We start from the raw sequence: 25307 nt of genomic DNA on the forward strand, positions 1-25307 counted from the left end.
CTTCTAATTTTTTATTGATATTGTTTCTGATATTTCAAGACACTTTTCTTCAATTATTTTTGAAATTATTCGAGCCTTGTTTAATATCATTATATGTGTTCCGTTTTCTATTAAAATTGAATTTTTAATATGTTTTGCGGGGAAAATTTCGTCGTTTGATCCATGAATATGAATAATATCTTTTAGGGTTTCTTTTTGTTTCCAATGTAGTACATTGTAAATAGCCCAATGTAAGTATTTAGCATCTCTAACCGATAGGTAGAGTTTATACAATTCGGCTCTTTTCTTTAAGTAATCACTAAAAAAATACTGCTCATAACTTTCGATATTAGCTACAATATGAGTTGGAAATAATTTATAAGCTTTGCTTACTTGTGCTAGTCGCAATCTTTTAGGTAACTCTTGATTGTTTTTAATACTCGAAATTATAATTACTTGCTTACAAGAAATATGTTTACTCATTTCTTGCACCATAACACCACCAAAAGAAACTCCTACTAAAATAGGGTTTTCATGAGTGATTTTTGAACACATACGTTTTGCATAATCGCTAATAGATTCTTTAGGATTATCAGGTAATATCCACTCTAAAAAATGCAATTCAAATACATCTTTAGAAAGTGTTAGGTAATCGAATATTTTCGGATTAGCCGCTAAACCTGGTACAAAATATATGTGTGTTTTATGCATTAATCAAAATACTTTTTATCTAATAAGATACCTTCTATATACTCATGAACATCAGCTAACTCATCTGGAATATCTTTCCATAAACGAATGTGAATTTGCTTACCTCCGTGAGTAATGTACGTACTTGGTAAATCTGTAATTCTTGGATTGTTGTATTCTTCAGCAAATTCAGAAAAATCTTTTTTGCTTAATTTTTCGTTTAACTTTTTTAATTCTTTATCTGAAAGCTGAAATTCTTTAACTCCCTTTTCATTTACAAAATTAATTCCGTTGTATGTTACTTTTCCGTCTTTGCTTATGGTTACTTCATATACAGGACAATCTCCAAAACAAGGAGTTTTACGGATAGAAATCAACCTATTCTCAAAATTTTCCTTGATAGTATTAAAAGTACCCATTTGATTTTTTTCTACTGATTGAAAAACACCAGATTCGTTTAATCGTTTTAACCAAAAATCAACTTTGTCTTCAGGAACAGTAATTTGAGCAATTTTTAAATCTTTTTGATCAAAAAGTAATTTATCCCAACTCAATCCACTGTTTGTAATTAAAGCTTTTGCGTCTTTTACATTCTTAGGGTTTTTTAAAACTACAATTAATTCATTTTCTATATTCTTCACAGGAGTGTTAATTTCTTCTTCCATAGGAGTTTTTGTTGTAGTTTCTTCTTTCTGTGGAGTTTTTTCAGAATCATTATTCTTTTTAGGAATACTACAGCTGGTAATTAATAGAATACATAAAAGTGAAAATAGTCTCATAAGATAAAATGTTTTTTGATTTTTTAGATTCAATTTTTGTGCCATTAAAGTTACTGTTATAAAATGAATCATAAAAAGAAAAGCCCCATTTTTTGGGGCTTTTGTGTTATTTTATATTGTTTATGTTATACAGTTTGATGTGTTTCTACAAAATCGAACCTTACCAAACCATCTTCATCTATTTTAGTAAGCGTAACTGTATGTAATGTATTTATCAATTCAGGATTCCAAGGAGTTTTTACTTTTACGTAGTTTTCTGTAAATCCGTGGATATAACCTTCTTTATTTTCACTTTCAAATAAAACAGTTAAAGTATTTCCTATTTGACTTTCGTAAAAAGCTCTACGTTTTTTAACCGATAAACCACGTAACATTTTACTACGTTTTGCTCGAACATTTTTAGGAACTACACCATCCATTTCAGCAGCTTCAGTATTCGCCCTTTCAGAATAGGTGAATACATGTAAATATGAAATGTCTAACTCAGATAGGTAGTTATATGTTTCTAAGAACAATTCGTCAGTTTCTCCAGGGAAACCAACAATAACATCAACACCAATACATGCATTTGGCATTACTTCTTTTATTTTAGAAACTCTGTTGGTATATACTTTACGTAAATATCGACGCTTCATTTTCTTTAATAATTCATCACTACCTGATTGTAGCGGGATATGAAAATGAGGTACAAAAGTATCAGAGTTTGAAACGAAATCTATCGTTTCATCTTTTAATAAATTTGGCTCAATAGATGAAATACGTAAACGATGAATTCCTTCAACAGTATCTAAAGATTTTACCAAATCTAAAAAGGTATGTTCATGACGTTTGTTACCAAATTCACCTTTACCATAATCACCAATATTAACTCCTGTTAATACAATTTCTTTAATACCTTTTTCTGAAATTTCTTTAGCATTCTTCATTACATTTTCTAAAGTATCTGAACGAGAAATTCCTCTAGCTAGTGGAATTGTACAATAGGTACATTTATAATCGCAACCGTCTTGAACTTTTAAGAAAGCACGTGTACGATCTCCAATAGAATAAGCTCCTACATACGAATCGGCTTCTTCAATTTCACAAGAATGAACTTCACCAATATCGTTTTTAGTAAGGTCGTTAATATAACTTGTAACATTAAATTTTTCAGTAGCACCTAAAACTAAATCTACACCATCTACTGCAGCTAATTCTTCTGGTTTTAATTGCGCATAACAACCAACACCAATAACAAAAGCATTGTCGTTTTTCTTTAAAGCCGATTTAACAATGGTTTTAAAACGTTTGTCGGCATTGTCGGTTACCGAACACGTGTTAATCACATATACATCTGCTTTTTCTTCAAACTCTACACGTTCAAAACCTTCATTTACAAAGTTTCTTGCAATGGTAGAAGTTTCAGAAAAATTTAATTTACAACCTAAAGTATAAAAAGCTACTTTTTTATCTGCATTCATCTTTTCAATCCTTAATAAAAAACAAAAGCCTTGTATAAGTCTTTAATTTTTTAGAAGTTCGTATGGTATATTTAATATTCTTTACTGCATTGCGCAGTTTCAATTTGCAAAAGTACGATTTTATTCATGATTTTTGAAACCAAAAGATTATCGGTTAGAAAACTTAAAGTTTCTGATTTAGAGGCATTTTTCGAATTAGAAAGTAATCCTAAAGTATTGCAATATGCAACAGGAGAACCTAAGTCTTTAAAAGAAAGTGAAGAGGATTTATTACAGTTGATTAATAGGTATAATAATATTGAAAATGATTTCTGGATTTATGCAATTGAAAGAAAAGATACGAATGAATTTATTGGTACTGTAGCTTTAATAAAAGATGATGAAGGAAATGATGAAATTGGTTATCGATTTATTGAGCGTTTTTGGGGTAATGGATACGCAACAGAAATTTGTGAAGGTTTAGTCTCTTATTGTAAATCTATAGGAATAAAAAAACTGATTGGTTGTGTAGTTGATGTAAACATTGCTTCAGCAAAAATTTTACAGCGATTCAACTTTAAGGAAGTTGAAAAATTTGTGAGTGATGATATAGGTTTACCAGAAACTAAATATGAATTGATTTTGTGATGAGAAATAAGAAACAAGAAACAAAAAACAAGACATTTTTAGTTGATGAACTTATGAAAAGTAGAACTAGGACGAAGATTATTTTTCGTTTCTCCTTTCTTCTAATTTTTTCTTGTACTCAAAAAAAAACTGATTTTACAGATAAAGAAGTTTTTAGATATAATGAACATTCAAATATTACTTCTCTAGATCCTGCTTTTGCCAAGGACCAACGTAATATTTGGGCGGTAAACCAATTGTACAACGGATTGGTAGAATTAGACGATAGTTTACATGTAAAACCATCAATAGCAAAAAGTTGGACGATTTCTGAGGATGGTAAAAACTATCAGTTTACTTTAAGAAGTGATGTCTATTTTCATAAACATATGCTATTCGGTAAAGATTCTACAAGAAAAGTAAATGCAAATGATTTTGAATATTCTTTTAATCGATTGCTAGATAAAAAGGTGGCTTCACCTGGAGGTTGGGTTTTACAAAATGTGGAGTCGTTTAAAGCAGAGAATGATTCTACCTTTTCTATGCAACTAAAACAACCATTTCCTCCTTTTTTAGGATTACTAGCAATGAAATATTGCTCAGTTGTTTCCAAAGAAGCAGTAGACTATTTTAGAAATAGTTTTAGAGCGAATCCCATTGGTACTGGACCTTTTCAATTTAAGTTATGGGTAGAAAATACGAAGTTGGTATTGCGTAAAAATCCACTGTATTTTGAAAAAGATACTGATGGAAAACAGTTACCCTATTTAGAAGCTGTGGCGGTAACTTTTTTGCCCGATAAACAAAGCGAATTTTTACAGTTTATTCAAGGGAATATTGACTTTATGAAAAGTTTAGACGCTTCGTATAAAGATGATATTCTAAATACAGACGGAACTTTAAAAGAAAAGTATGCTTCAAAAATAATCATGCAAACGGGGGCATATTTGAATACTGAATATTTGGGGATTTATTTAGACGGAGAAGAACAAGTACCAACTAAATCTAAATTAATTCGGCAGGCAATTAATTATGGATTTGATCGACAGAAAATGATTAAGTTTTTAAGAAATGGAATTGGTACACCAGCAACAAGCGGATTTATTCCTAATGGGTTACCTTCTTTTAATAACCAAAAAGGATATTCATTTCAGCCAGCAAAAGCCAAAGCACTAGTGGCTCAATACAAACAAGAGACTGGAAATAAAAATCCACAAATAACGATTACAACCAATAGTAATTATTTAGATTTATGCGAGTTTATTCAAAGAGAATTACAAAAGATAGGATTAGATACTAAAGTAGATGTAATTCCACCATCAACCTTACGTCAAGGAAAGGCTAGTGGTAAATTACCGATTTTTAGAGCAAGCTGGATTGCCGATTACCCAGATGCAGAAAACTATTTATCGCTTTTTTATAGCAAAAACTTCACTCCAAACGGACCTAATTATACGCATTTTAAAAATGAAACTTTTGATGAGTTGTATGAACAATCAATCAAAGAAGTTTCTGTAGATAAGCGTTATATGCTGTATCAAAAAATGGATAGTATAATTATTGAAGAAGCGCCTATTATTCCTTTGTATTATGATGAGGTTATTCGTTTTAGACAAAAAAATGTAAAAGGTTTGGGAATTAACCCAATTGATTTGTTAGATTTAAGAAGAGTAAAGAAGAAGTAAAAAACGTCATTACGAACATATAGCACGTAGTCGAAATGTGAGTAAAGTAATCTCTGTTTAAAATATAGAGATTGTTTCGGAGTTTTTAATTCCTCGCAATGACGTTTTTTAAGTTATATACTTTTTACAAAATCTAGAAATACTTTTTTGTGTAGTTCCAAATCTAAATCAGGAGAAATAGCTACACGAGCAATATAGTCTTTATCTCCTTCTTTGGTGGTTCCTTGAGTTGAGGTTGCAGGAATAGTCCAATAACATCCTTTTAACTGACCGTAGCTCACACAATATTTACTTTCGTTTGGAATTTCAGAAATCATTAAGTTAATCAACTTTAAGTTGAGAGCTCTTTTGTAGGTTTCTCTCTCTTCATCAGTATTTCCTTTGGTAGGAAGGTCTAAAGAGAAAACCGATGGAGTGAAGCCTTGAGCTGCTAATTCTTCAGAAACAAAGTTGATTTTTGCTGTTGGTAAAACCTCTTCAATATAATTAACAAAAGCACGGGTGTTTTTATAAGCATCGTCAATTCGTTGTACCATAGAAGGTAATTGTTCAGCTAAAATCTCTAATTGTAATTCGGTAGCTTCGTTATTACATAATTGAATATGTTTCTCGATAGCATCCATTAAGTTAGCAGCTTTTTTATTAGCTACGGCGAATCCAGCTGTACATTTTCCTCCACTTGGGAATTTAGAACCACTTACATAAGCAATCGTTTTTACTGAAGAAAGTATTTCATTTTGACCTAAAAAATTCACATTCGGACAAAATGTTTGATCTAAAATAAATACGGGTTCAATAGCTTTATTTTCTGATGGAGTTGTTCGAGTAGCACTTAAAACTTCTTTTAATTTTAAAAGGTTCGGTACTTCAACTCTTGGGTTTGTTGGTATTTCAGCAATAATAAATGGTACAGCATCCTCTTCAGCAATTTTATTTAAAACTACGTCAACACTTTGTACCATGTTATTTCCTCCATCTACAGGCAAATCTATCACTTCTACATTTTCTATACATGCAGCTATACGTCTTGCTTGATCATTGGTTCCACCATAACAGTTAGGAGGTACAACAATTTTAATAGCTTTCCCAGGGTATTTTTCTAAAGCATGATCAATTAATCCCATGACGATAGCGTACTGAATTGAAAGTCCGCTTGAACCAACCACAGCTTTAGAATTAGACTTAGTGATTTCTTTAATACTATTTAAAACTTTAGCTTTATTATTAGCTGTATTAAAAGTAGGTTTTTTAGTAGGTTGTCCTGTTAGTTGTTGTAAAGCAATTACAGTATTAGAAGGAGTCATGGCAATGGTTTCCCTTCTTCGTACATGTTGGATTTCTGAAACGTACGATTCATTATCTGTCCCATTTACTAATAAAATACTTCCTAAAGTAGACTGTGTATTGATGTAAAAATCAACTTTTGGAGAAAGAGAGAAATCACAAATGTTTTCTTTTTCAGAAACGAAAACTGTAGTTCCATCAAATTCAGATAGTTCTTCTATGTTGTTGATTTTTATTACTTCAAAATTGTAATTATATACTTTTCTAACTGCGTCAACATCAAAGCAATTTGGTAGTTGATTTGTATAAACAATTCGAGTGTTTTTGTTAGCTAATAAGTTCTTTCTTAAAACAGCTAAAATAGGCGTAGATTTAGAAGAGAAACTAATCACATTCGTAGGATTAGTATTGTAAACTTTTCCTAAAGCCCATTCTAAAACAGAAGATAATGGATGCCCTAGTCTGATATAATCATAAGCAGTTGGTAGCTCACTTAAAGTATTTGTTTGAAAATTATTAGTATTGAATAAATTTTCGAACTGTTCTAAAAACTCTGTTTTAGCTAACTCTTCGTTGTAAATATCTAATCGATGTGTTGTTAATTTTAACCAATCTGATGGCATGCTTTTAACAACGTTTAAAATATAATTTAGCACAGTATTGCTTTGCATATGTATTACCTTTATTAAGGCTTGCAAGATACGCTAAATTGAAATCTTCTAAAAGAGTTAATAGTGTTTTAGAATTTTATTAACTAATAGGAATAGTTAGTTTAAAAGACCAACTCTTTAATTTTTTCCTTAATATGTTTTTTAATGTTAGAAGGGTAACTCCTATCTCCGTGAAAAACATCTGCCATAGCATCAGCAAAACGTTGTCCGTATTTTTTTAGTAAAATGTTTCGTACTGTTTTTTGCTCATAAAACCATTTAGAAAGCCATAAACCAGTTTCTATTTCTGGTAATAGTTTTTCTTCTAATTTTTCAATATATAATTGTTCTGCTTTTTCAGGATTTAATTCGCTCTCAATCAAAGCTTCTGCAGCTAACTTCCCGCTGTAAATAGCATTCGAAATACCTTCAGCAGTGATAGGGTCTGCAAAACCTGCTGCATCACCAATTAAGAAAACATTGTTTCTTACAAATCCGTCTGTACGAGGAGCGACAGGAATTTGAAACCCGTGTTGAGACTCACTTATGATATTGGTTAATCCAATGGTTTCTAGATATTCTTTATAATACTTTTTTAGATTTATTTTAGTTCTTCTTGCTGAAGCTACACCTACAGATAAATGATTTTTTTTAGGGAAGTTCCAAGCATAACCAAAAGGTATTGCATCTATATCAAAACGAACTTCTTTTGATAAACGTTGAAAATCTTCTTCTGGCACTTCGACTTCATATTCTAATGCTGGAATCAATTTTCTAGTGTCTTCTTTCCAACCAGCTATTTTAGCTGTAGGACTCAAAGCACCATCGGCAGCAATTACAAATTTTGTAGCAATATCTCCTTGTGAAGTTTTTAAAACAATTTGATTACCTCCATATTCTAATCCTTTTAATTTATGGTCTTCTAAAATTGTACAACCTAATTCTTTTGCTTTTTCTACAATAAGGTTGTCAAAAGAATCACGCATAATCATAGTAATTGTAGGATCTTCTCTATGTGTTTGAAAATGTAATTTATTACCTAAATAAATATCTACTGTATGAAACTCTTTTTCAATAACTGAGGTAATATTAAAGGGTAAATCTTTACGGCCTCTAAAAACAAATCCACCACCACAGGTTTTATAACGTGGTAAAGTTTCTTTTTCAATAATAACGGTTGAAATTCCTTTTTTAGCTAAGTGAAATGCAGTTGAAGCTCCAGATGGGCCACTACCAATAATTGCTACATCAAATGTTTGCATACTGTAATTTTTTGATTTAAAAATACAGTTATTTTGTTTAATTACCAATGCATTCTAGTTAGAATAGGGTAGTGGTCGGAGTATTTAATCTTACTAAATGTTTTAAACTGATTTACAGTTGCATTTTCATCAGTTAAAATAAAATCTATTCGCATAGGGTAGATGTATCGAAAGGATTTTCCCATACCAAAACCAGCTTCTACAAAAGCATCTTTTTTATTTTTTGAAAGCTTTTGGTATGCCCAAGAGTAAGCTGTATTGTTAAAATCACCGCAAATAATTTTCTTTCCTTTCCAAGAATATTCGTGTTGCAAGATATGTTCGGTTTGTGCTACTTGCTTTTCAAATCCGTTTTTTAAACGTTGGAACAATCTTTCTGAATCTTTTTCACCAAAATTTTCTTTTTTCGGATTGATTTTTAAAGACTCTAGATGCACATTATAAATTCTAATCGTATCTTTTTTCTTAACAATGTCAATAAAAATGGTATTGTTAGCACTGTGCTCAAAATTTAGAGAGCCAGAATTTACGATAGGATATTTAGAATAAATTGCTAATCCGAACTTATTGGTTTTAGACTTTGTTTTAATGTACTTGTAAGGTAGTTTTATATCTAATAATTTAGAATTATAAAACTCTTGAAAAGCAATAATATCTGGTGATTGCTTATTTACAAATTCATATATTTTTTGTTCGGTAGTAATGTCATCTTCGTGTTTGTAATGATTGAACAAGCGAACATTATAACTCATTACTTTTAAGTCTTCATTTAAAACAACTTCTTTTTTAGAAAACTTAAAAAATGGTGGAGCAATATACCAGCCTATTCCAAGAATTAATGCTGAAAGTATAAAGTTTTTATGAAGCTTTATTAACCAGTAAATTAAGAATAAAACATTCACAATTATTAATAACGGAACAAATAAGCTGAAAACAGCTAATGAAGGAATAAGCCTTGGAGAAATATACGGTAATGCGTACGACAATAGCAATGCCGCTGCAAATACTGAATTGAAAAACAATACGATTTTACGCATAAAATAATTTTCTCTTTTTAATCTTAACGTTTACCTTGTTTAAATAAAAACTCTTTTTCTTCTTTAGATAAAGCATCGTAACCTGATTTACCAATTTTATCTAAAATAGCATCAATTTCTTGTTGATTTTGAGATTTTACAACTGTTTTTTTACGAGGTGAATTCCCAGATTTATAAACAGTTTTTAAAGGCTTTTCTTTTTTTGTAAAGAGGTTTTTAAGGGAGGTAAAAATAGTAAGTTCTTTATTGCTAGCTCTATTCACATAGAGAAAACCGAATAAAGCACCGCCAAGGTGAGCTAAATGTCCACCAGCATTACCTGCTGGAATTTGAATAATATCTATAGCGATCCAAATAGCAGCTAATATCCATAATTTTACGTAGCCAATTAAAGGGAATTTTAATTCATAATTAGGAATGTAAGTTGCGATACCAATGAATATTGCTGAAATTCCTGCAGATGCTCCTAAAAGAATACTACTTTGAGAAACTTTTTGAAAAGCAGGGAAAAAATTATAACTCAACATAAAAATAACTCCGCCGAAAACAGTTCCTAGTAGATAAAAATTCAATAATTGTTTCGAAGTGAAATATTGTTTAAATAAATGACCTATGTAGAATAAAGCAATTAAGTTTAAAAGAATGTGGATAAAACGTGCGTGTAAAAATCCGTACGTGACAATTGTCCATGGTTTTGTTAAAAACTCATCGAAGCTAGCAGGTAAAGCTAACCAGTTTACCAGTACATTTCCGTTTATTTGAAACAAAAAACTAAAGGTGTTGGCAAAAAACACCAAGGCAAAAACACCTACATTAACATAAATGAGTTTTTCTACAATACCTGAATTGGTAAAACGATGTTTTATGTTTTCTAAGAAATTCATTTCAATCTTTTAAAATTATAACCCCAAGTAAAAATTACAAATAATATGATAGGAACCATTATTGAAATTGGATATATTATATTTATAAACCCTAAGATAAAAATAACTATACCATACCAAAAAGTTAAATTTTTGTAAAATCGTATACTCTTTTGTAGTCCTTTGGTTATTGGGATTAAAGAGCAAAATGATGAAATAGCAATTAATAGCATTATATTATTTGAGTTTATGTAATAACCTATTGACGCTATTATAGCAACACTTGTAACAAGAATAAATCCATATCCAGCATTTTTATCTTCTCTGTTTAATAAATATTTGCCATACGAATCAAAAAGCAATATAGCATTAGAAATAGGTGAAATTAACCATGAACCTAATACTAAACCTAAATATATTATAGCAAATATTGGTAGTAAAAAAGTAAAGCCAAAGCCATCGGCAACTTTACTAATAAAACGGTAACCTATATATATGCCAATAATAAAGAGCCACTGAAATTTAGAGTCTTTATTTTGAATCCAAAAAGCATATTTTAAAAATGATCTATAAATGATATTTTTAGCTTTGATAGATTCAACCATTCCATTGCGTGCATAATCATCATTAGGATCTAGTTTTAAAGCTTCTTTAAAATGTTTATTAGCAGTTTTGTAATTACCTAACTCTAAATTAGTCCATCCGGCATTGGCATGAGTAAAATAATCTTCAGGATTCTCATGTAATGTGTTTTGCAAGGTTTCAAAAGCTTCCTGTTTTCGATTTAATTTTGTAAGAGCTTTAGTTCGTGTGTTTAAACAAGTATTGTTTTTAGGATTAATTTGTAAACCAAGATTGGAAGAACTTAGTGCTTTTTCGTATTTCTTTAGGTTTAATAGGTTAATCGACTGTTGTCCAAAATATTCTGCCTCGTATGGATTCAGTTGAATAGCTTTGTTAAGATGCTTTATAGCGTTTTTATAATCATCTTTTGAAGAATATACAAAAGAGTATAAAAAATGAATTTCATCACTATCTGGATAATCTGCAATTAAAGCATTGGAAGTTTTTTCAAAATTTGAAAAATCATTTATATGATAAAAACAAAGAGCCAAATAATATTTAGCGTAAAATTCATGTGGATTTTCCGCTAAATCACTTTTAAAAGATTTTATAGCTTCATTATACTTTGCCAAATTATAAAGCTGTATACCACGATTATAATGTCCGCTCATTACTTTTTTATATTTAAATAATGTAATACGTCATCATAAAGCCCAGAATCATTTGAATATAATGCATAATTCCTAGCAGAATTAAACCATTCTTTGGTACTTGGCTTATGTTTTTTTATCGCTTTGAGTAGGTTTTTCATTGATAATGGTTCTAATTGTCCTGTTTTCAACGAATCTTGCAATTTTTCTTCAATAGCAATATCAATTACAGCATTTATGTCAGCACCCGAAAGCCCTTTTGAACTTTGAGCTAATTTTTTATAGTTTAAATTTTCCAAAGGTTTGCCTTTCAAAGAAATTTCAAATATTTCTTTTCTAGCATTATCATCGGGAGGAGTAACAAAAATTATTCGATCGAATCTACCAGGTCTTCTAAATGCAGGGTCTAGATGCCAAGGAGTATTTGTAGCACCTAAAATCAGAATTCCTTCGTTATTAGAATTAATACCATCTAATTCGGACAAAAATTGATTAATTAAAGTACGTCCGCTATTTTTTACCATATCATTTCTATTGGCTCCTAAGGCATCTATTTCGTCGATAAAAATTACACAGGGAGTGTTTTTTCTAGCTGTTTCAAATATTTCGTGTAAGTTTTTTTCGCTATTCCCTGTCCACATATCTAAAATATCATTAATGCTAACACTAATAAAATTGGCATTTATTTCACCTGCAGTTGCTTTGGCAATATGTGTTTTTCCGCAACCAGGAGGGCCATAAAGTAAGATACCTCCTCCAATTTTCTTTCCATATGCTTTGTAAAGTTCAGGATGTAATAACGGTTGAATGATTTTTAGAGAAATTTCATTCTTAATTTTCTCCATTCCTCCAATATCTTCAAAATTAATTTTAGATTTTTTCAATAAGGAGTCTATAATATTGACTTCATGATCTATGGTAATTGATTTTGTTTTTAGGACATTATCAAAATCTTCGTTAATATAATCAGGACGAATAGCAATTATAGATTTATATACTTCTTGAGCTGTAGTAATTTCATTAAGCTTGATTAAAACTTTGCATTGTAACTCTAAAAGCTTAATATTTAGGTTGGAAGGGGTGTTTTTTAAAAGCTCTTCAATTAATATTAAAGAAGCATCGTATTTTCCTAAAGAATAATAAACATTAGCTAAATTTTCCTGGGCAGACTCATTTTTATCATCAATTCGTAGAACTTCTAAGTATTGTTCTTCAGCATTTTCTAAATCGAAGATAGCTTCATAACATTTTCCAAGACGCAGTCGAAGAGGAATGTTATTAGGTGATAATTTTAAAGCTTCTATTAAATCTTTAATTAATTCATTATACATAGACAATTTATTTTTTTTTGGTCCAATACCATGATATTATAAAACCAATGATAGCTCCTCCTACGTGAGCAAATCTTGCAATATTATCACCCGGTAAGCTAAATGTTCCTAAAAACAGATCGGAAAGAACTAATGAAATGATAAGAACTTTCATTGGAATTGGAAAAGGAATTGGAAAAACAAGAGTTTTAGAGTTAGGGAAAAAAACAGCCGAAGCGGAAAAAATTCCAAAGACTGCTCCAGAAGCCCCTAATAATACTTTATTATAAATCAAGCCTATTTGATTAAATTGTTCTTGTGTTATTGATTGAATTACTCTAGGGTCGTTTGTACTGCCTTTTTCAAGAATAGTTATGATTTCAGATTTTAATAATCCTGCTTCTGTAAAGATTGTGTAAATCTGTTGGAATTGTATATAATCAATTAGAGTAAATATTAATCCAGCTCCAATACCAGCGGAAAGATACAAAAATAAAAACTTTGTCTTTCCTAAGAATTGTTCAACAGAGCTACCAAACATCCATAGTCCCAACATGTTAAAAATTAAATGTCCCCAACTACCATGCATAAAAATACTTGTAAAATATTGCCACATGCCAAACATAGGGTTTAGTGGGTAATGAAGGTTTGTAATATTAGTTAAATCTAAATTTAATAAAGTTGGAGTAATAAACATTATTAAATTTATCAATACAATATGTTTTATAGTACTAGTTAATTTAGGGAATACCATATTTGTTTATTTGTTAAAAATAGTATCTATTTCTTGTAAAGTCAATGTTTTAAAAGTAGGTTTTCCAAAAGGAGAACTATTGGGGTCTTTACATGAGAATAAATCGTTAACTAAATTTTCTTGTTCTTTACTTGATAATATAGTTCCTGTTTTTATAGCTAAAGATTTTGCAAAAGATTTTGCCATAACATCAAAGTGACTAAAACTAGTATCTGGAACTTCCATTTTCATATCATCTAGTAGCTGTTCTAAAATAAACGTAATCTGGCTTTCGGTAATAGAAGTAGGAATTCCTCGAATAACCACGCTTTCTTTAGTGAATTCTTCAAAGACAAACCCAGTACTTTCTAAATCGGCTTTAATGCTGTAAATCATTTCAATATCTGCGGAAGAAAATGAAATACTTACAGGAAATAATAACTGTTGGCTACTCGCTTCTCTAACTGTTATAGTTTCTAAAAATTCTTCATACAGTACACGTTGATGTGCTAATGATTGATGAATTAAAACAACTCCAGATTTTATGGTTGATAAAATATATTTCTTTTGAATTTGAAACGTTTTACCAGTTTCAGTTTCTTGAGAACTTTCAAATAGTTGTTCTTGTTGAACGGATGGAGTTGGTTCAAAATCGGTATTCGTATACAATGCCTCCCAGCTACCAGCATCTTTTTTAAAGTTTGCTGTATAACTGTTTGTACTTGGGCTACTTGTTGTATTTTTTACAGGAGAGCTTGGTACTACATCATTTTTAAAAGGGTTGAATGTAGGGTCTACTGTAATTTTTGGCATCGATACTGTACCCGAGTTTTTTTTAGTTAAATCGTATGGTGTGTCTAAGTTCGCATCTCTATCAAAATCAAGTACAGGAGCAATATTATATTGTCCTAAACTATGTTTTACAGTGGCTCTTAAAATAGCATATAAAGCTTTTTCGTTATCAAACTTTATTTCTGTTTTGGTAGGGTGAATGTTAATATCAATACTGTTCGGAGGTACATCTAAATATAAAAAATAAGACGGATGCGAACCATGTTCTAACAATCCTTCAAAAGCATTTACTACAGCATGATTTAAATATGAGCTTTTTATAAATCGATCATTTACAAAAAAGAATTGTTCTCCACGTTTTTTCTTTGCAAACTCTGGTTTAGCAACAAATCCGGTAATTGTAATAATATCAGTTTGTTCATCAATTGGAACCAGTTTTTCATTCATCTTGGTTCCGAAAATAGATACAATTCGCTTGCGTAAATTGCTCTTAGGTAAATTATAAACTTCGTTGTTATTATGATGTAATAAAAAGCTAATTGTAGGATGTGCCAAAGCTACTCGTTGAAATTCATCTACAATATGACGTGTTTCTATAGTATCTGACTTTAAAAAGTTACGACGTGCAGGAATGTTGTAAAATAAATTTTTAACAGCAATACTCGTTCCTTTGGCAGTAGAAACAACATCTTGAGTGATTACTTTACTACCTTCAATTTTTATTTGCGTCCCTAACTCATCGTCTGCTAACTTAGTTTTTAGTTCAACATGAGCAATAGCCGCAATAGAAGCCAAGGCTTCACCTCTAAAACCTTTGGTATTTAAGTTGAATAAATCTTGGGCATCTCTAATTTTAGAAGTAGCGTGACGTTCGAAAGATAAACGAGCGTCGGTTGCGCTCATTCCTTTTCCGTTATCTATAACTTGAACTAACGTTTTACCTGCGTCTTTTAATAGTAACTTTATTGAAGTTGCACCAGCATCAATAGCGTTTTCTAATAATTCTTTTACAACAGAAGCAGGACGTTGAACTACTTCTCCTGCAGCAATTTGATTTGCTACATGATCTGGTAATAATTGTATAATATCAGACATTAGTCGTTGTTAGGTATGAAAATAGAGAAATCAAAATCGATTATATAAAAAAAGATAAGTACTAAAACTACTATGGTAATAATAATAGTTTTATTGAATCCGCCATTTTCAGAATTTTTAAACTCTTCAATAGCAGCATTAAATTTACCTTTTATACCTTTTCGTTTACCAACAGTGGTTCGGAATTTATCGAATTTATGTTTAAATTCATAAGGATTTCCTTCACCTTTATAGTAACGTGGTTTATAATCAAATTTTTTAGCTTCTCTTTTAATAAATCCCATAAAATAAGGTATGTGTTTTGGTTGAAAGCATCAAAAATTACACCAAAACAAGATGAATATCAAAGTTACTGAATTCGTAAGAACTCATCAAACTTTGTTGAAAAATTATCGTAACAAAAAACCAAGTAACTTACTGTTACTTGGCTTGTTTTGTATTTGTTTTTCTAAAGAAAATTAGAAACCAACTGTAGAAGTTGAGGTATTACTGTTTTTTATAGCTGCCATTTTAATTGCTGCTACAGCACATTCTATACCTTTGTTTCCTAATTTACCTCCCGATCTGTCTATAGATTGTTGTTTGGTATTATCGGTTAATACACAGAAAATAACAGGAACGTCATATTTCATGTTTAAGTCTACCAGTCCTTGCGTAACACCTTCACAAACAAAATCGAAGTGTTTTGTCTCTCCTTGAATTACGTTTCCAATAGCAATTACAGCGTCTAATTGTTGAGTTTCAATCATTTTTTTACATCCGTAAACTAGTTCGAAACTTCCAGGTACATCCCAAGAAATAATATTTTCTTTTTCAGCACCACAGTCTATTAATGTTTCAATTGCACCTTTGTGCATGCTTCCTGTTATGTCTGAATTCCATTCAGAAACAACAATCCCAAATCGAAAAGATTTCGCATTTGGGATTGAAGCTTTATCGTAATAAGATAAGTTTGTTGTAGCCATTAATTATTTAGCATATTTTGCGCTGTTGATATATTTTTCAATATCTCTACCTTGATCGGTTTCAGCGTAGTTGTCTTTTATTTTAGTAAATAATTCTTCAGCTTTACCATATTCTTTTAAAGCCATTGCAGTTTGACCTGCTTTGAATAAGAATAATGGAGTAGTGAAATCATTTGCTTTTTTATTAGCAGCTTGCTCATAATAATCTAAAGCATCTTGTAATTGGTCGATGTCTGCAAAAGCATCACCAATGGCACCTAAAGCAGTTGGTCCTAATAATTCATCATCAGAATCAAATTTACTTAAGTATTCGATAGCTTCTTTATATTTTTTCATTTCTAAGTAAGAAACACCAGCGTAATAATTAGCTAAGTTTCCTGCTTTAGTTCCGCTAAAAGAAGATGAAATATCTGCAAAACCATATTTTCCATCGACACCACCAGCAATAGCTAAGTTGTATAAAGAATCTGCTTTTACACCAGCAGCAGTTCTTGCTTCGTCAAATAAAGCTCTTGGATACGCTAATTCGTTAGAAGCTTCTTTTTCTGTTGGTTCAGCTATAAACTTAGTATATGCTAAGTATGCTAAAATTAAAGCAGCTACAGTTACTAAACCATAAAATAAAGGTTTACTGTTTTTTTCAATCCACTCTTCCGATTTGTTTGCAGTTTCGTCAAGTGTGTTAAAAACTTCAGCAGTAGCACTTTGAGACTCGTCAAATGTTTCTTCAACTTCTTGTTCTACAACCTTTTCTTTCTTCGGTTTATAACCTCTTTTCTTGTATGTTGCCATAATTGCTTAAAAATTAGTGGCGACAAAAATAGTTTTTTTAATTGGATTTTAAAAGTCGATTTTTCGTAAATTTTCGATATTTTGCGCTTCCTTTTCTCAAACAGAATTTTTCATGTATTTGCAAAAGCTTTCGTTAGTAAATTTTAAAAACATAGATACTCAGACATTTGATTTTGAAAAGAAAATAAATTGTTTCGTTGGAAATAATGGTATTGGAAAAACAAATGTATTAGATGCTATTTATTACTTATCGTTTGCAAAGAGTTACTTTAATTCGGTTGCAGGACAAAATATTCGACATGGGCAAGATTTTTTTATGATTGAAGGAGATTATCTTTTAAATGAAAGAAGTGAAAAGATTATTTGTTCTTTAAAAAGAGGTCAGAAAAAACTGTTGAAAAGAAACGGAAAAGCTTATGAGAAATTTTCGGAGCATATTGGGCAACTTCCTCTTGTTATTATTTCTCCTGCTGATAGAAATTTAATTATAGAAGGTAGTGAAACAAGAAGGAAGTTTATAGATGGGGTTATATCTCAGCAAGACAAGCAGTATTTAAAAGCATTATTGTCTTATACGAAAGTGGTGAGTCAACGAAATGCTTTGTTAAAATATTTTGCAGCGAATAGAACCTTTGATGCGCTGAATTTAAAGGTGTATGACGAACAAATGATGGAATACGGAAAATTTATTTATCAAAAGAGAAAAGAGTTTTTAAATGAATTTGTTCCTATATTTAATGAAAAACATCAAGTAATTACTGGCGGGAAAGAAAAAGTAAATTTGAGATATAAAAGTCAGTTGCACGATGCTGATTTTTCAGATTTATTAGCTCAAAACCTTGAAAAAGACAAAATAATACAGTATACTACTGTAGGAATCCATAAAGATGATTTAAGTTTTGAGATTGAAGACTATCCTATTAAAAAGTTTGGGTCTCAAGGTCAGCAAAAATCGTATTTAATAGCATTGAAGTTTGCGCAGTTTGAGTTTATTAAAAAACAATCGAATGTTACTCCAATATTGTTGTTAGATGATGTTTTTGATAAGTTAGATGAAAATAGGGTGTCACAAATAATTCAATTGGTTGCAAATGATGAATTCGGACAAATTTTTATTACCGATACGCATGCAGATAGAACAGAAGCTGTGGTAAAACAGAGTAATAAAGAATATCAGATTTTTAAATTATAATTGTAGTAATAATAAATGAGTAAGCGAGAAAACGATAGTTTTTCATTAAAAGATTTAATGGGAACCTTTATTCAAGAGAATAATTTGAAAAAAGGTTTTCAAAAAATTCATATTGAAGAAGCTTGGGAAAAGCTAATGGGTGCTGGAGTTGCTTCTTATACTACTGAGGTGAAGCTACAAAACGGAACATTAATAGTTCGTTTATCTTCTTCTGTTTTAAGAGAAGAATTAAGTTACGGGAAAGAAAAAATTGTAAAAATGTTAAATGATGAAATGGGAGAGGTGTTGGTGAAAAGATTAATGTTGGTTTAGAATATGAAAAAACCTCATTACTTTAAAAGCAATGAGGTTTAAAATATTTAAACTAAGAATTGTGTAAAATTCTTAGAACATTTCTCTTCCAGAAAAATGGAAAGCTCCTTCGATAGCAGCATTCTCATCAGAATCAGATCCGTGAACAGCATTTTCACCAATAGAAGTAGCGAACATTTTACGAATAGTTCCTTCTGCAGCTTCAGCAGGGTTAGTAGCACCAATTAAGGTTCTGAAATCTTCAACAGCATTATCTTTTTCTAAGATAGCAGAGATAATTGGACCACGAGTCATAAACTCAACTAATTCTCCAAAGAAAGGACGCTCGCTGTGAATAGCATAAAAAGTCTCAGCATCACGCTTAGTCATTTGAGTTTTTTTCATTGCTACGATTCTAAAACCTGCAGCGTTAATTTTTTCTAAAATAGCACCAGTATGTCCGTTTTCAACAGCATCTGGTTTAATCATTGTAAAAGTTCTATTTGTTGCCATTTGTATATGTTTCAATAATTAAAAACTGAAAAATGCGATTCCGCACAAATCGGCGCGAAATTACATATTTTTTTTAATTTAATTGTATATTCGCCACTTATGATTTTAAAACATTTTTCAGAACTTGAAGAATTCCTTGCTAAGCCTAGGGAAATAGTAATAATTGGTCATAGAAATCCAGATGGAGATGCGGTAGGTTCTACTTTAGGGTTGAAGCATTATTTAGATAAAAAAGGACATTCTACACAAGTGGTAATGCCAAATGAGTATCCAGATTTCTTACATTGGATACCAGGTTCTGAAACTGTAAAACGTTTTGATAGGCAAAACAATCAAAGTGTAAAAGCTTTAAATAGATCAGAAATTGTCTTTTTACTCGATTTTAATGCATTGCATAGAGTGGGAGATGATATGAAGAATACGCTCGAAAAGTACGAGAATGACTTTGCTTTGATAGATCATCATCAACAACCCGATGATTTTACCTATATGTATTCAGACACTTCAATGTCTTCTACCTGTCAAATGGTGTATAATTTTATTGAAATGATGGGAGATGTTGATTTAATAGATAAAAACATCGCCACTTGTTTATATACTGGAATTATGACAGATACTGGTTCGTTCCGTTTTAGATCAACAACCAGTAGAACCCATAGGATTATTGCCGATTTAATAGATAAAGGAGCAGAAAACGATCGAATTCATAGTAGTGTTCACGATGCTAATTCATATAACAGGTTGTTATTATTAGGTCAAGCGTTGAGTAATCTTCAGATTTATCCAGAATATAAAACAGCGTTTATCTCACTTTCTCAAGAAGAAAAAGATAAATTTAATTACGAAAAAGGAGATACCGAAGGAGTAGTTAATTACGCCTTGTCACTTAAAGGAATTGTATTTGGAGTAATTTTTATTGAAGATAAAGAGCAAGGAATTGTAAAGATTTCATTTCGTTCTAAAGGAAAGTTCTCGGTAAACCAATTTGCTAGAAAATATTTTAATGGTGGAGGACACGATAATGCTGCTGGTGGTAAAAGTACAGAGTCACTTCAAGATACTATAAAGAGTTTTGTGGCGTTATTACCAGAGTATAAAGAAGAATTATTATCTAGTTATGAAGAATAGTTTTATTATTTTATTACTTATAACTTTAATGGTTTCTTGTGCTACTCCAGAAGCAAGAAGACCAAAACAACATGGTACTACAAATTTTTATAAAGAAGTTTTAGCCAAAAATAAGAGGTTAAATGCTCTTGAGAAAAAAGCTATAGAAAGCTGGATAAAAAAGGATACTTTATATGAATTTAAACCTTCAACAAGTGGATTTTGGTATGCGTATCAAAAAAAAGATACTGTAAATGTAAAAACACCAAAACCAGAAGAAGTGACTGTAATAGATTTTGATATTACAGATTTATATGGAAACGTTATCTATCCAAAACAACAAAAAGAGTATACAGTAGATAAACAAGATTTTATTTCGGGGTTACAAGACGGAATAAAATTGATGAAAAAAGGAGAAACCATTACATTTGTAATTCCATCGTACAGAGCTTATGGAGTTGTAGGAGATGGAAATAAAATAAAAGGAAACCAACCAATAAAAAGTACAATTACATTAATAGATATTAAATCAAAAACAATAAATGAAAACAATTAAAATTTTAGCAATAGCCTTAACTGGTTTGTCAGTAGTATCATGTAAAAATAATACTGGTGTAAAAACTAAAAGTAGCTTAGATTCTAACATCGATTCTGTTAGCTACGCTATTGGGTTGAATATGGGAATGCAAATGAAGAAAGATGCTAAAGAATTAGATGCTTCTTTATTTGTACAAGGATATTTAAACGGAGTAGATTCTACTGATTTATTAATAAAGCCAGAAGAAACTAGAAATATCATCAATGCATTTTTTCAAAAGAAAAGAATAGAGATGATGAAGAAAAAGCAAGAGGAGCAAATTAAAAAAGCTGAAGCTGAATTTGGAGAATACAAAAAAGAAAACGAAAAATTTATCGCTGAAAACAAAACTAAAGAAGGAGTAAAAACTACTGCTAGCGGTTTACAATATATAGTTGTTAAAGAAGGAAAAGGAGAATCGCCAAAAGCTACTTCGAGAGTTAGAGTAAACTATGTAGGTAAATTAACTGATGGAACAGAATTTGATAAATCCGGAGCTGAACCAACTGAATTCGGAGTAAATCAAGTAATTAAAGGATGGACAGAAGGGTTACAGTTAATGAAGCCAGGAGCAAAGTACAAGTTCTTTATTCCTCAAGAATTGGCTTACGGAGCACAACAAAAAGGAGCTAAAATTAAACCATTTTCTGCTTTAGTGTTTGATGTAGAGCTTGTTGAAGTAAAATAATCAATATAAAATTATATGTTTGCAATTAGGTTAGTGAGTTTCATTAACCTAATTGTTTTTTTATTACCTAATCCTTAAACAATTATGAAAAAAATAAAATTACTCTTAGTCTTCGCGATTGTATTTTCGGCATGTAAAACAATGAAATATACCAATCTTGAAGATGGTTTATATGCAGATATTCAAACAAATAAAGGAGATATATTAGTTAAACTTCATCCAGATGAAGTGCCTATGACGGTAGCAAATTTTGTTTCGTTGGCTGAAGGAAATCATCCAAAGTTAAATGACTCAATAAAAGGAAAACCATTTTATGATGGAACAAAATTCCACCGAGTAATTAAAGATTTTATGATTCAAGGAGGAGATCCTACTGGAACAGGGCAAGGAAATGCAGGTTTTAGATTTGATGATGAATTTCCTATGAATGAAGAAGCAAAATTAATTTATCCGCACAATGGACCTGGAATTTTATCAATGGCAAACTCTGGGCCAGCAACAAATTCAAGTCAATTTTTTATTACTCACAAAGAAACTCCATGGTTAAATGGAAAACATTCGGTTTTTGGTAAAGTTCAATTAGGGCAAGATATTGTAGATAGTATCGAACGAAATGATTATATTAATAAGGTAGATATTATTCGTGTAGGAAAAGATGCTAAAAAGTTTGATGCCCCAGTAGTTTTTGAAACAGAAATAGCCAGAGCAGAAGAGCGTAAAGCAGAAAGAGAAAGAGCTATTTGGACAAAGAAAAATAAGTTTAAAGAAGAAATGGGGATTAATGGATCTACTCCAACCGATTCTGGATTAAAAGTATTACAATTAAAAGAGGGGACAGGTAAAAAAGTAAATGGAGCGCAACCGGTAAAAGCTCATTATACTGTGTATTTAGATACAGGAGATAAGATTGATTCGAGTTATGATAAAGGGCAACCTTTAGAGTTTGTCATCGATAAAACTGGATTAATAGCTGGTTGGAAAGAAGGAGTGCTTACGATGAAAGAAGGAGGTAAGTCTCGTTTCTTTATTCCTTATTACTTAGGATATGGAGAGAAAAATTATGGGCCAATTCCTGGAAAGTCTGATTTAATTATTGAAGTTGAAGTTTTAAAAGTAGGAAAGTAGTTTGTTAGATAGTATAATTCAAAAAGACAAAGAGCTTTTAATATTCCTAAATAATTTAGGAAGTGAACAATGGGATTCGTTTTGGTTATTTATTACGAATCAATTTAATTGGATTCCGTTGTTTGTTTTTGTGTTGTATTTAGTGTTCAAAAACTTCGGGTTAAAAAAAGGAATGTTTCTATTAGTTATAATAGCAGTAATGATTGCTTTTTCTGATCAGTTTACAAATATGATTCGTGGAATTTTTGAAAGATTAAGACCTAATAACGATGATACAGTAAATCATTTATTACGCAAAAGGTTGATTAACCCTCAGAGTTTTAGTTTTACTTCTGGTCATGCAACTACATCAACAGTTTTTGCTGTTTTTGTGTATCAATTATTCAAAAATGTTTTTCCGAAGTATATAAAATTAATCTTCTTGTTTCCAATAGTTTTTGCTTACAGTAGAATTTATTTAGGAGTTCATTTTCCAATTGATATTACTGTAGGAGCTATTAACGGAACAATTATAGGATATGCTTTTTTTAAGTTATATTCTTATTTATCAAATAAAATATTTACCTAATCTTTTTTGTTGTTATAGTACAAATATTTAGTACTATGATAATAACCATTTAATAAGCTATCCATTTTTTTAGTTAAAATAGGGTAGCTTTTTTGTATGTCTTTTTTAGTCGTTTTATTTGTATTGAATAAATGGCTGTATCCGCTAATTAAAGTTTTAGAATACAAAAGAGAGTCTTTTAAAATAGTTACTGCAGGTTCTCCTTTTATTGTTTGGTATAAGAAAGCAAAGCTTGATGAATCATCATCTTTTAAAGCATCGTTACCTAATGTGTAATTCGTGTAGTTTATATTGGCTAAACTAGCGGCAGTTGGAAATACATCGGCGAGTTTTGTGTATTTCTTAATTTCTTTTGGACTAAGATATTTTGGAGAATGAATAAAAAACGGAACGTGATGTACATTCAAACGATATTCATAATCTTTATCGAAGTTTTTAACATAACTCATAGATGTGTTATGGTCACCAAAAAATAAAAAGATAGTGTTGTCGTAGTAACCAGCTTTTTTAGCTCTTTCTAAGAATTTAAAAACATTAAAATCTAAATAGCGCAAAGCATTCAAACGATCAATTCCGTCAAAACCTGCTTCTTTTAATTTACCTTCATCAATATCATTTGTAGTTAAAGGTTTATAGCTTTCTTTTTGATCTGGAACAGTAAAAGGCATATGGTTTGTAGCTGTTTGAATATAAGCTACAAAAGGTTGTTTTTTATCGTTAAGTTTCTTTAATTCTTTGTTAGATTCCTTGAATAATTCATAGTCGTCTATTCCCCAAACATCCGATCTTTTTTCTACCTCATAACTCCCTTCTTCAAATACTTTTAAATCTTTGGTGTTAGCTTGAAAAACTCCTCTAATATTTGCCCAATTAGCACTACCACCTAAAAAATAAAGTTTTTCATAACCATCAAACTGATTAAAAATAATTCGTTGATTAATTACAAAAGGATTTCTTGATGCAGTTCGTGTTCCGTCTACATCAGGCAATCCAGTAACACTAGCAAAAACACTTCCAGCTGTTCCTGCTTTATGCACATAAAAATTAGGAAAACTCACACTGTTTCTAATAATGGAATCCATATGAGGAGTAGAGTTTAGTGGGTTTCCATAGTGGCTCATAGGTATAGTGCCTAAAGATTCTAACATAACAATAACAATGTTAGGTTTGTTAGTAATAGAATCATTTTTGTGTATTTCTCTTTTAAACTCTAAAGGAGTTTTAGAAAGGTTTAATTCTCTAGCAATTGTAGAGTAATATTTCTTTGTTTTCTCTGTGTCAAAACCTTCATTTCTAAACTTGAAACTATCAAAAAAGTATAAAACAGGGTTTAAAGCAAATTGGTTTACTGAATTTTTTTGTGAGAAAAATGCTTGACTCCATCTTAAAGGATAGTGTGTAAAACTATTGTAAACTCCCAAAGCTAAAATTAGTAACGGAACAATTATAAAAAATGCTTTTTGTTTTTTATTTGGGGTGTATATGTAGTTTTTAAAAGAATTATATATCCAAGAAATAAGTTTGTAAAAAAGAAAGATTAGAATTAAAAGAGCGAATAAGCCTTTATAGACAGGATAACTTTCAAATAAAACTTGAGTAGATATTTTAAGATTACTTAAAAATCGTAACGAAGCTGCATCTAATCGAGTACTTAAATAGTCATAATAGCCAAAATCAAAAACATAGAATAATGTAATAAAAATGTAGCATAAAAGTAAATATGTTTTGCTAATAAAATTTAAGGTTTTGTTTTTAAAAATTCGATTATTTACTATAAAAATTAATATTGCTAACGGTAGTAGTAGTAATGAAGTTAGTTTTAAATCAAAACGGATACCGTAACCAAATGCGGTAGAAACTTCGTTAGGTGTAGCTTTTGATAAATCTGAAAAGAAGAAATAAAAAACTAATCGAAGGATTAATAAATAACAAAAAATGAAAAATGCATTTGAGAAAATGAACTTAATATAGTTAGGGATTTTTGTTATCATTAATTTGTTTTTTTATAATTTTCAAATAGCAAAGATATTTATAAAAATAAAAAGGTGTT

25 protein-coding genes are annotated in these 25307 nt (G+C 30.4%); 9 read left to right on the plus strand and 16 right to left on the minus strand.

The features are described 5' to 3' along the window. Positions 1-3 precede the first annotated feature (3 nt). From WH52_RS09295 to mtaB, 3 genes are all read right to left on the minus strand, one after another. Positions 4-690, minus strand: a complete 687-nt coding sequence (locus tag WH52_RS09295; RefSeq protein ID WP_086030679.1) for an alpha/beta hydrolase family protein — start codon at positions 688-690, stop codon at positions 4-6. Next, on the minus strand, positions 690-1448 hold the full coding sequence (locus WH52_RS09300) for a DUF6438 domain-containing protein (RefSeq protein WP_143592130.1): 759 nt from the start codon (positions 1446-1448) through the stop codon (positions 690-692). The genes WH52_RS09295 and WH52_RS09300 overlap by 1 nt, the downstream gene beginning before the upstream one ends. A gap of 125 nt (positions 1449-1573) precedes the next feature. Then, positions 1574-2908, minus strand: a complete 1335-nt coding sequence (gene mtaB / locus WH52_RS09305) for a tRNA (N(6)-L-threonylcarbamoyladenosine(37)-C(2))-methylthiotransferase MtaB (protein WP_086030681.1) — start codon at positions 2906-2908, stop codon at positions 1574-1576. A gap of 126 nt (positions 2909-3034) precedes the next feature. On the opposite strand from mtaB, the gene WH52_RS09310 reads away from it, so the two are divergent. Together WH52_RS09310 and WH52_RS09315 are read left to right on the plus strand one after the other, a co-directional pair. Next, a complete protein-coding gene (locus tag WH52_RS09310; protein ID WP_086030682.1) occupies positions 3035-3535 on the plus strand; it encodes a GNAT family N-acetyltransferase in 501 nt (166 codons plus the stop codon). 53 nt (positions 3536-3588) lie between these two features. Continuing rightward, the gene (locus tag WH52_RS09315; protein ID WP_086030904.1) at positions 3589-5199 is read left to right on the plus strand and encodes an ABC transporter substrate-binding protein; all 1611 of its coding nucleotides are present in this window, start codon (positions 3589-3591) and stop codon (positions 5197-5199) included. Positions 5200-5312: 113 nt separating this feature from the next. Here the strand turns inward: WH52_RS09315 and WH52_RS09320 are convergent, their stop codons facing one another. From WH52_RS09320 to WH52_RS09370, 11 genes are all read right to left on the minus strand, one after another. After that, the gene (locus tag WH52_RS09320; protein ID WP_086030683.1) at positions 5313-7154 is read right to left on the minus strand and encodes a PLP-dependent aminotransferase family protein; all 1842 of its coding nucleotides are present in this window, start codon (positions 7152-7154) and stop codon (positions 5313-5315) included. 101 nt (positions 7155-7255) lie between these two features. After that, a complete protein-coding gene (locus tag WH52_RS09325; protein WP_086030684.1) occupies positions 7256-8395 on the minus strand; it encodes a geranylgeranyl reductase family protein in 1140 nt (379 codons plus the stop codon). 41 nt (positions 8396-8436) lie between these two features. After that, positions 8437-9432 (minus strand): endonuclease/exonuclease/phosphatase family protein, encoded by a 996-nt coding sequence (locus WH52_RS09330; RefSeq protein WP_086030685.1) that lies wholly within the window; start codon positions 9430-9432, stop codon positions 8437-8439. Positions 9433-9455: 23 nt separating this feature from the next. Beyond that, entirely contained in the window at positions 9456-10316 is an 861-nt protein-coding gene (locus tag WH52_RS09335; protein ID WP_086030686.1) for a rhomboid family intramembrane serine protease, read from the minus strand. Next, positions 10313-11530, minus strand: a complete 1218-nt coding sequence (locus tag WH52_RS09340) for a tetratricopeptide repeat protein (RefSeq protein WP_086030687.1) — start codon at positions 11528-11530, stop codon at positions 10313-10315. The genes WH52_RS09335 and WH52_RS09340 overlap by 4 nt, the downstream gene beginning before the upstream one ends. Further along, positions 11530-12840, minus strand: coding sequence for an AAA family ATPase (locus tag WH52_RS09345; protein ID WP_086030905.1), 1311 nt, complete (start codon positions 12838-12840; stop codon positions 11530-11532). The genes WH52_RS09340 and WH52_RS09345 overlap by 1 nt, the downstream gene beginning before the upstream one ends. Before the next feature lie 7 nt (positions 12841-12847). Then, entirely contained in the window at positions 12848-13531 is a 684-nt protein-coding gene (locus WH52_RS09350) for a rhomboid family intramembrane serine protease (RefSeq protein WP_233131541.1), read from the minus strand. 48 nt (positions 13532-13579) lie between these two features. Continuing rightward, a complete protein-coding gene (gene mutL / locus WH52_RS09355; RefSeq protein WP_086030689.1) occupies positions 13580-15439 on the minus strand; it encodes a DNA mismatch repair endonuclease MutL in 1860 nt (619 codons plus the stop codon). Further along, positions 15439-15723 carry a riboflavin synthase subunit beta gene (locus WH52_RS09360; protein WP_086030690.1) on the minus strand — a complete coding sequence of 95 codons (285 nt, stop codon included), beginning with the start codon at positions 15721-15723 and terminating at the stop codon, positions 15439-15441. The genes mutL and WH52_RS09360 overlap by 1 nt, the downstream gene beginning before the upstream one ends. A gap of 174 nt (positions 15724-15897) precedes the next feature. Next, on the minus strand, positions 15898-16404 hold the full coding sequence (gene ribH / locus WH52_RS09365) for a 6,7-dimethyl-8-ribityllumazine synthase (protein WP_086030691.1): 507 nt from the start codon (positions 16402-16404) through the stop codon (positions 15898-15900). 3 nt (positions 16405-16407) lie between these two features. Beyond that, on the minus strand, positions 16408-17196 hold the full coding sequence (locus WH52_RS09370) for a tetratricopeptide repeat protein (protein ID WP_086030692.1): 789 nt from the start codon (positions 17194-17196) through the stop codon (positions 16408-16410). A gap of 112 nt (positions 17197-17308) precedes the next feature. Here WH52_RS09370 and recF point away from each other — a divergent pair, with 112 nt between their 5' ends. Continuing rightward, positions 17309-18388, plus strand: a complete 1080-nt coding sequence (gene recF / locus WH52_RS09375; protein WP_086030693.1) for a DNA replication/repair protein RecF — start codon at positions 17309-17311, stop codon at positions 18386-18388. Between the two features lie 15 nt (positions 18389-18403). Continuing rightward, positions 18404-18700, plus strand: a complete 297-nt coding sequence (locus WH52_RS09380; RefSeq protein WP_086030694.1) for a DUF721 domain-containing protein — start codon at positions 18404-18406, stop codon at positions 18698-18700. A gap of 72 nt (positions 18701-18772) precedes the next feature. On the opposite strand, the gene WH52_RS09385 is transcribed toward WH52_RS09380, so the two are convergent. Beyond that, positions 18773-19192: a nucleoside-diphosphate kinase gene (locus WH52_RS09385; protein WP_086030695.1), complete on the minus strand. Its 420-nt coding sequence runs from the start codon at positions 19190-19192 to the stop codon at positions 18773-18775. A 99-nt stretch (positions 19193-19291) separates the two neighbouring features. Here WH52_RS09385 and WH52_RS09390 point away from each other — a divergent pair, with 99 nt between their 5' ends. The 5 genes from WH52_RS09390 to WH52_RS09410 all read left to right on the plus strand — a co-directional run bounded on the left by WH52_RS09390 (position 19292) and on the right by WH52_RS09410 (position 23257). Next, on the plus strand, positions 19292-20320 hold the full coding sequence (locus tag WH52_RS09390) for a DHH family phosphoesterase (RefSeq protein WP_086030696.1): 1029 nt from the start codon (positions 19292-19294) through the stop codon (positions 20318-20320). Then, the gene (gene gldI / locus WH52_RS09395; RefSeq protein WP_086030697.1) at positions 20310-20855 is read left to right on the plus strand and encodes a gliding motility-associated peptidyl-prolyl isomerase GldI; all 546 of its coding nucleotides are present in this window, start codon (positions 20310-20312) and stop codon (positions 20853-20855) included. The genes WH52_RS09390 and gldI overlap by 11 nt, the downstream gene beginning before the upstream one ends. Beyond that, the gene (locus tag WH52_RS09400) at positions 20842-21564 is read left to right on the plus strand and encodes an FKBP-type peptidyl-prolyl cis-trans isomerase (protein WP_086030698.1); all 723 of its coding nucleotides are present in this window, start codon (positions 20842-20844) and stop codon (positions 21562-21564) included. Before gldI ends, WH52_RS09400 begins: the two co-directional genes overlap by 14 nt. A gap of 141 nt (positions 21565-21705) precedes the next feature. Continuing rightward, the gene (locus tag WH52_RS09405) at positions 21706-22689 is read left to right on the plus strand and encodes a peptidylprolyl isomerase (protein WP_233131542.1); all 984 of its coding nucleotides are present in this window, start codon (positions 21706-21708) and stop codon (positions 22687-22689) included. Position 22690: 1 nt separating this feature from the next. Next, positions 22691-23257: a phosphatase PAP2 family protein gene (locus WH52_RS09410; RefSeq protein WP_086030700.1), complete on the plus strand. Its 567-nt coding sequence runs from the start codon at positions 22691-22693 to the stop codon at positions 23255-23257. Here WH52_RS09410 and WH52_RS09415 read toward each other — a convergent pair. Beyond that, complete coding sequence (locus WH52_RS09415; RefSeq protein ID WP_086030701.1) at positions 23254-25248, minus strand: LTA synthase family protein; 1995 nt, start codon at positions 25246-25248, stop codon at positions 23254-23256. The genes WH52_RS09410 and WH52_RS09415 overlap by 4 nt on opposite strands. Positions 25249-25307 lie beyond the last annotated feature (59 nt).

This window comes from Tenacibaculum holothuriorum (genome assembly GCF_002120225.1).
Lineage (GTDB): Bacteria > Bacteroidota > Bacteroidia > Flavobacteriales > Flavobacteriaceae > Polaribacter > Polaribacter holothuriorum.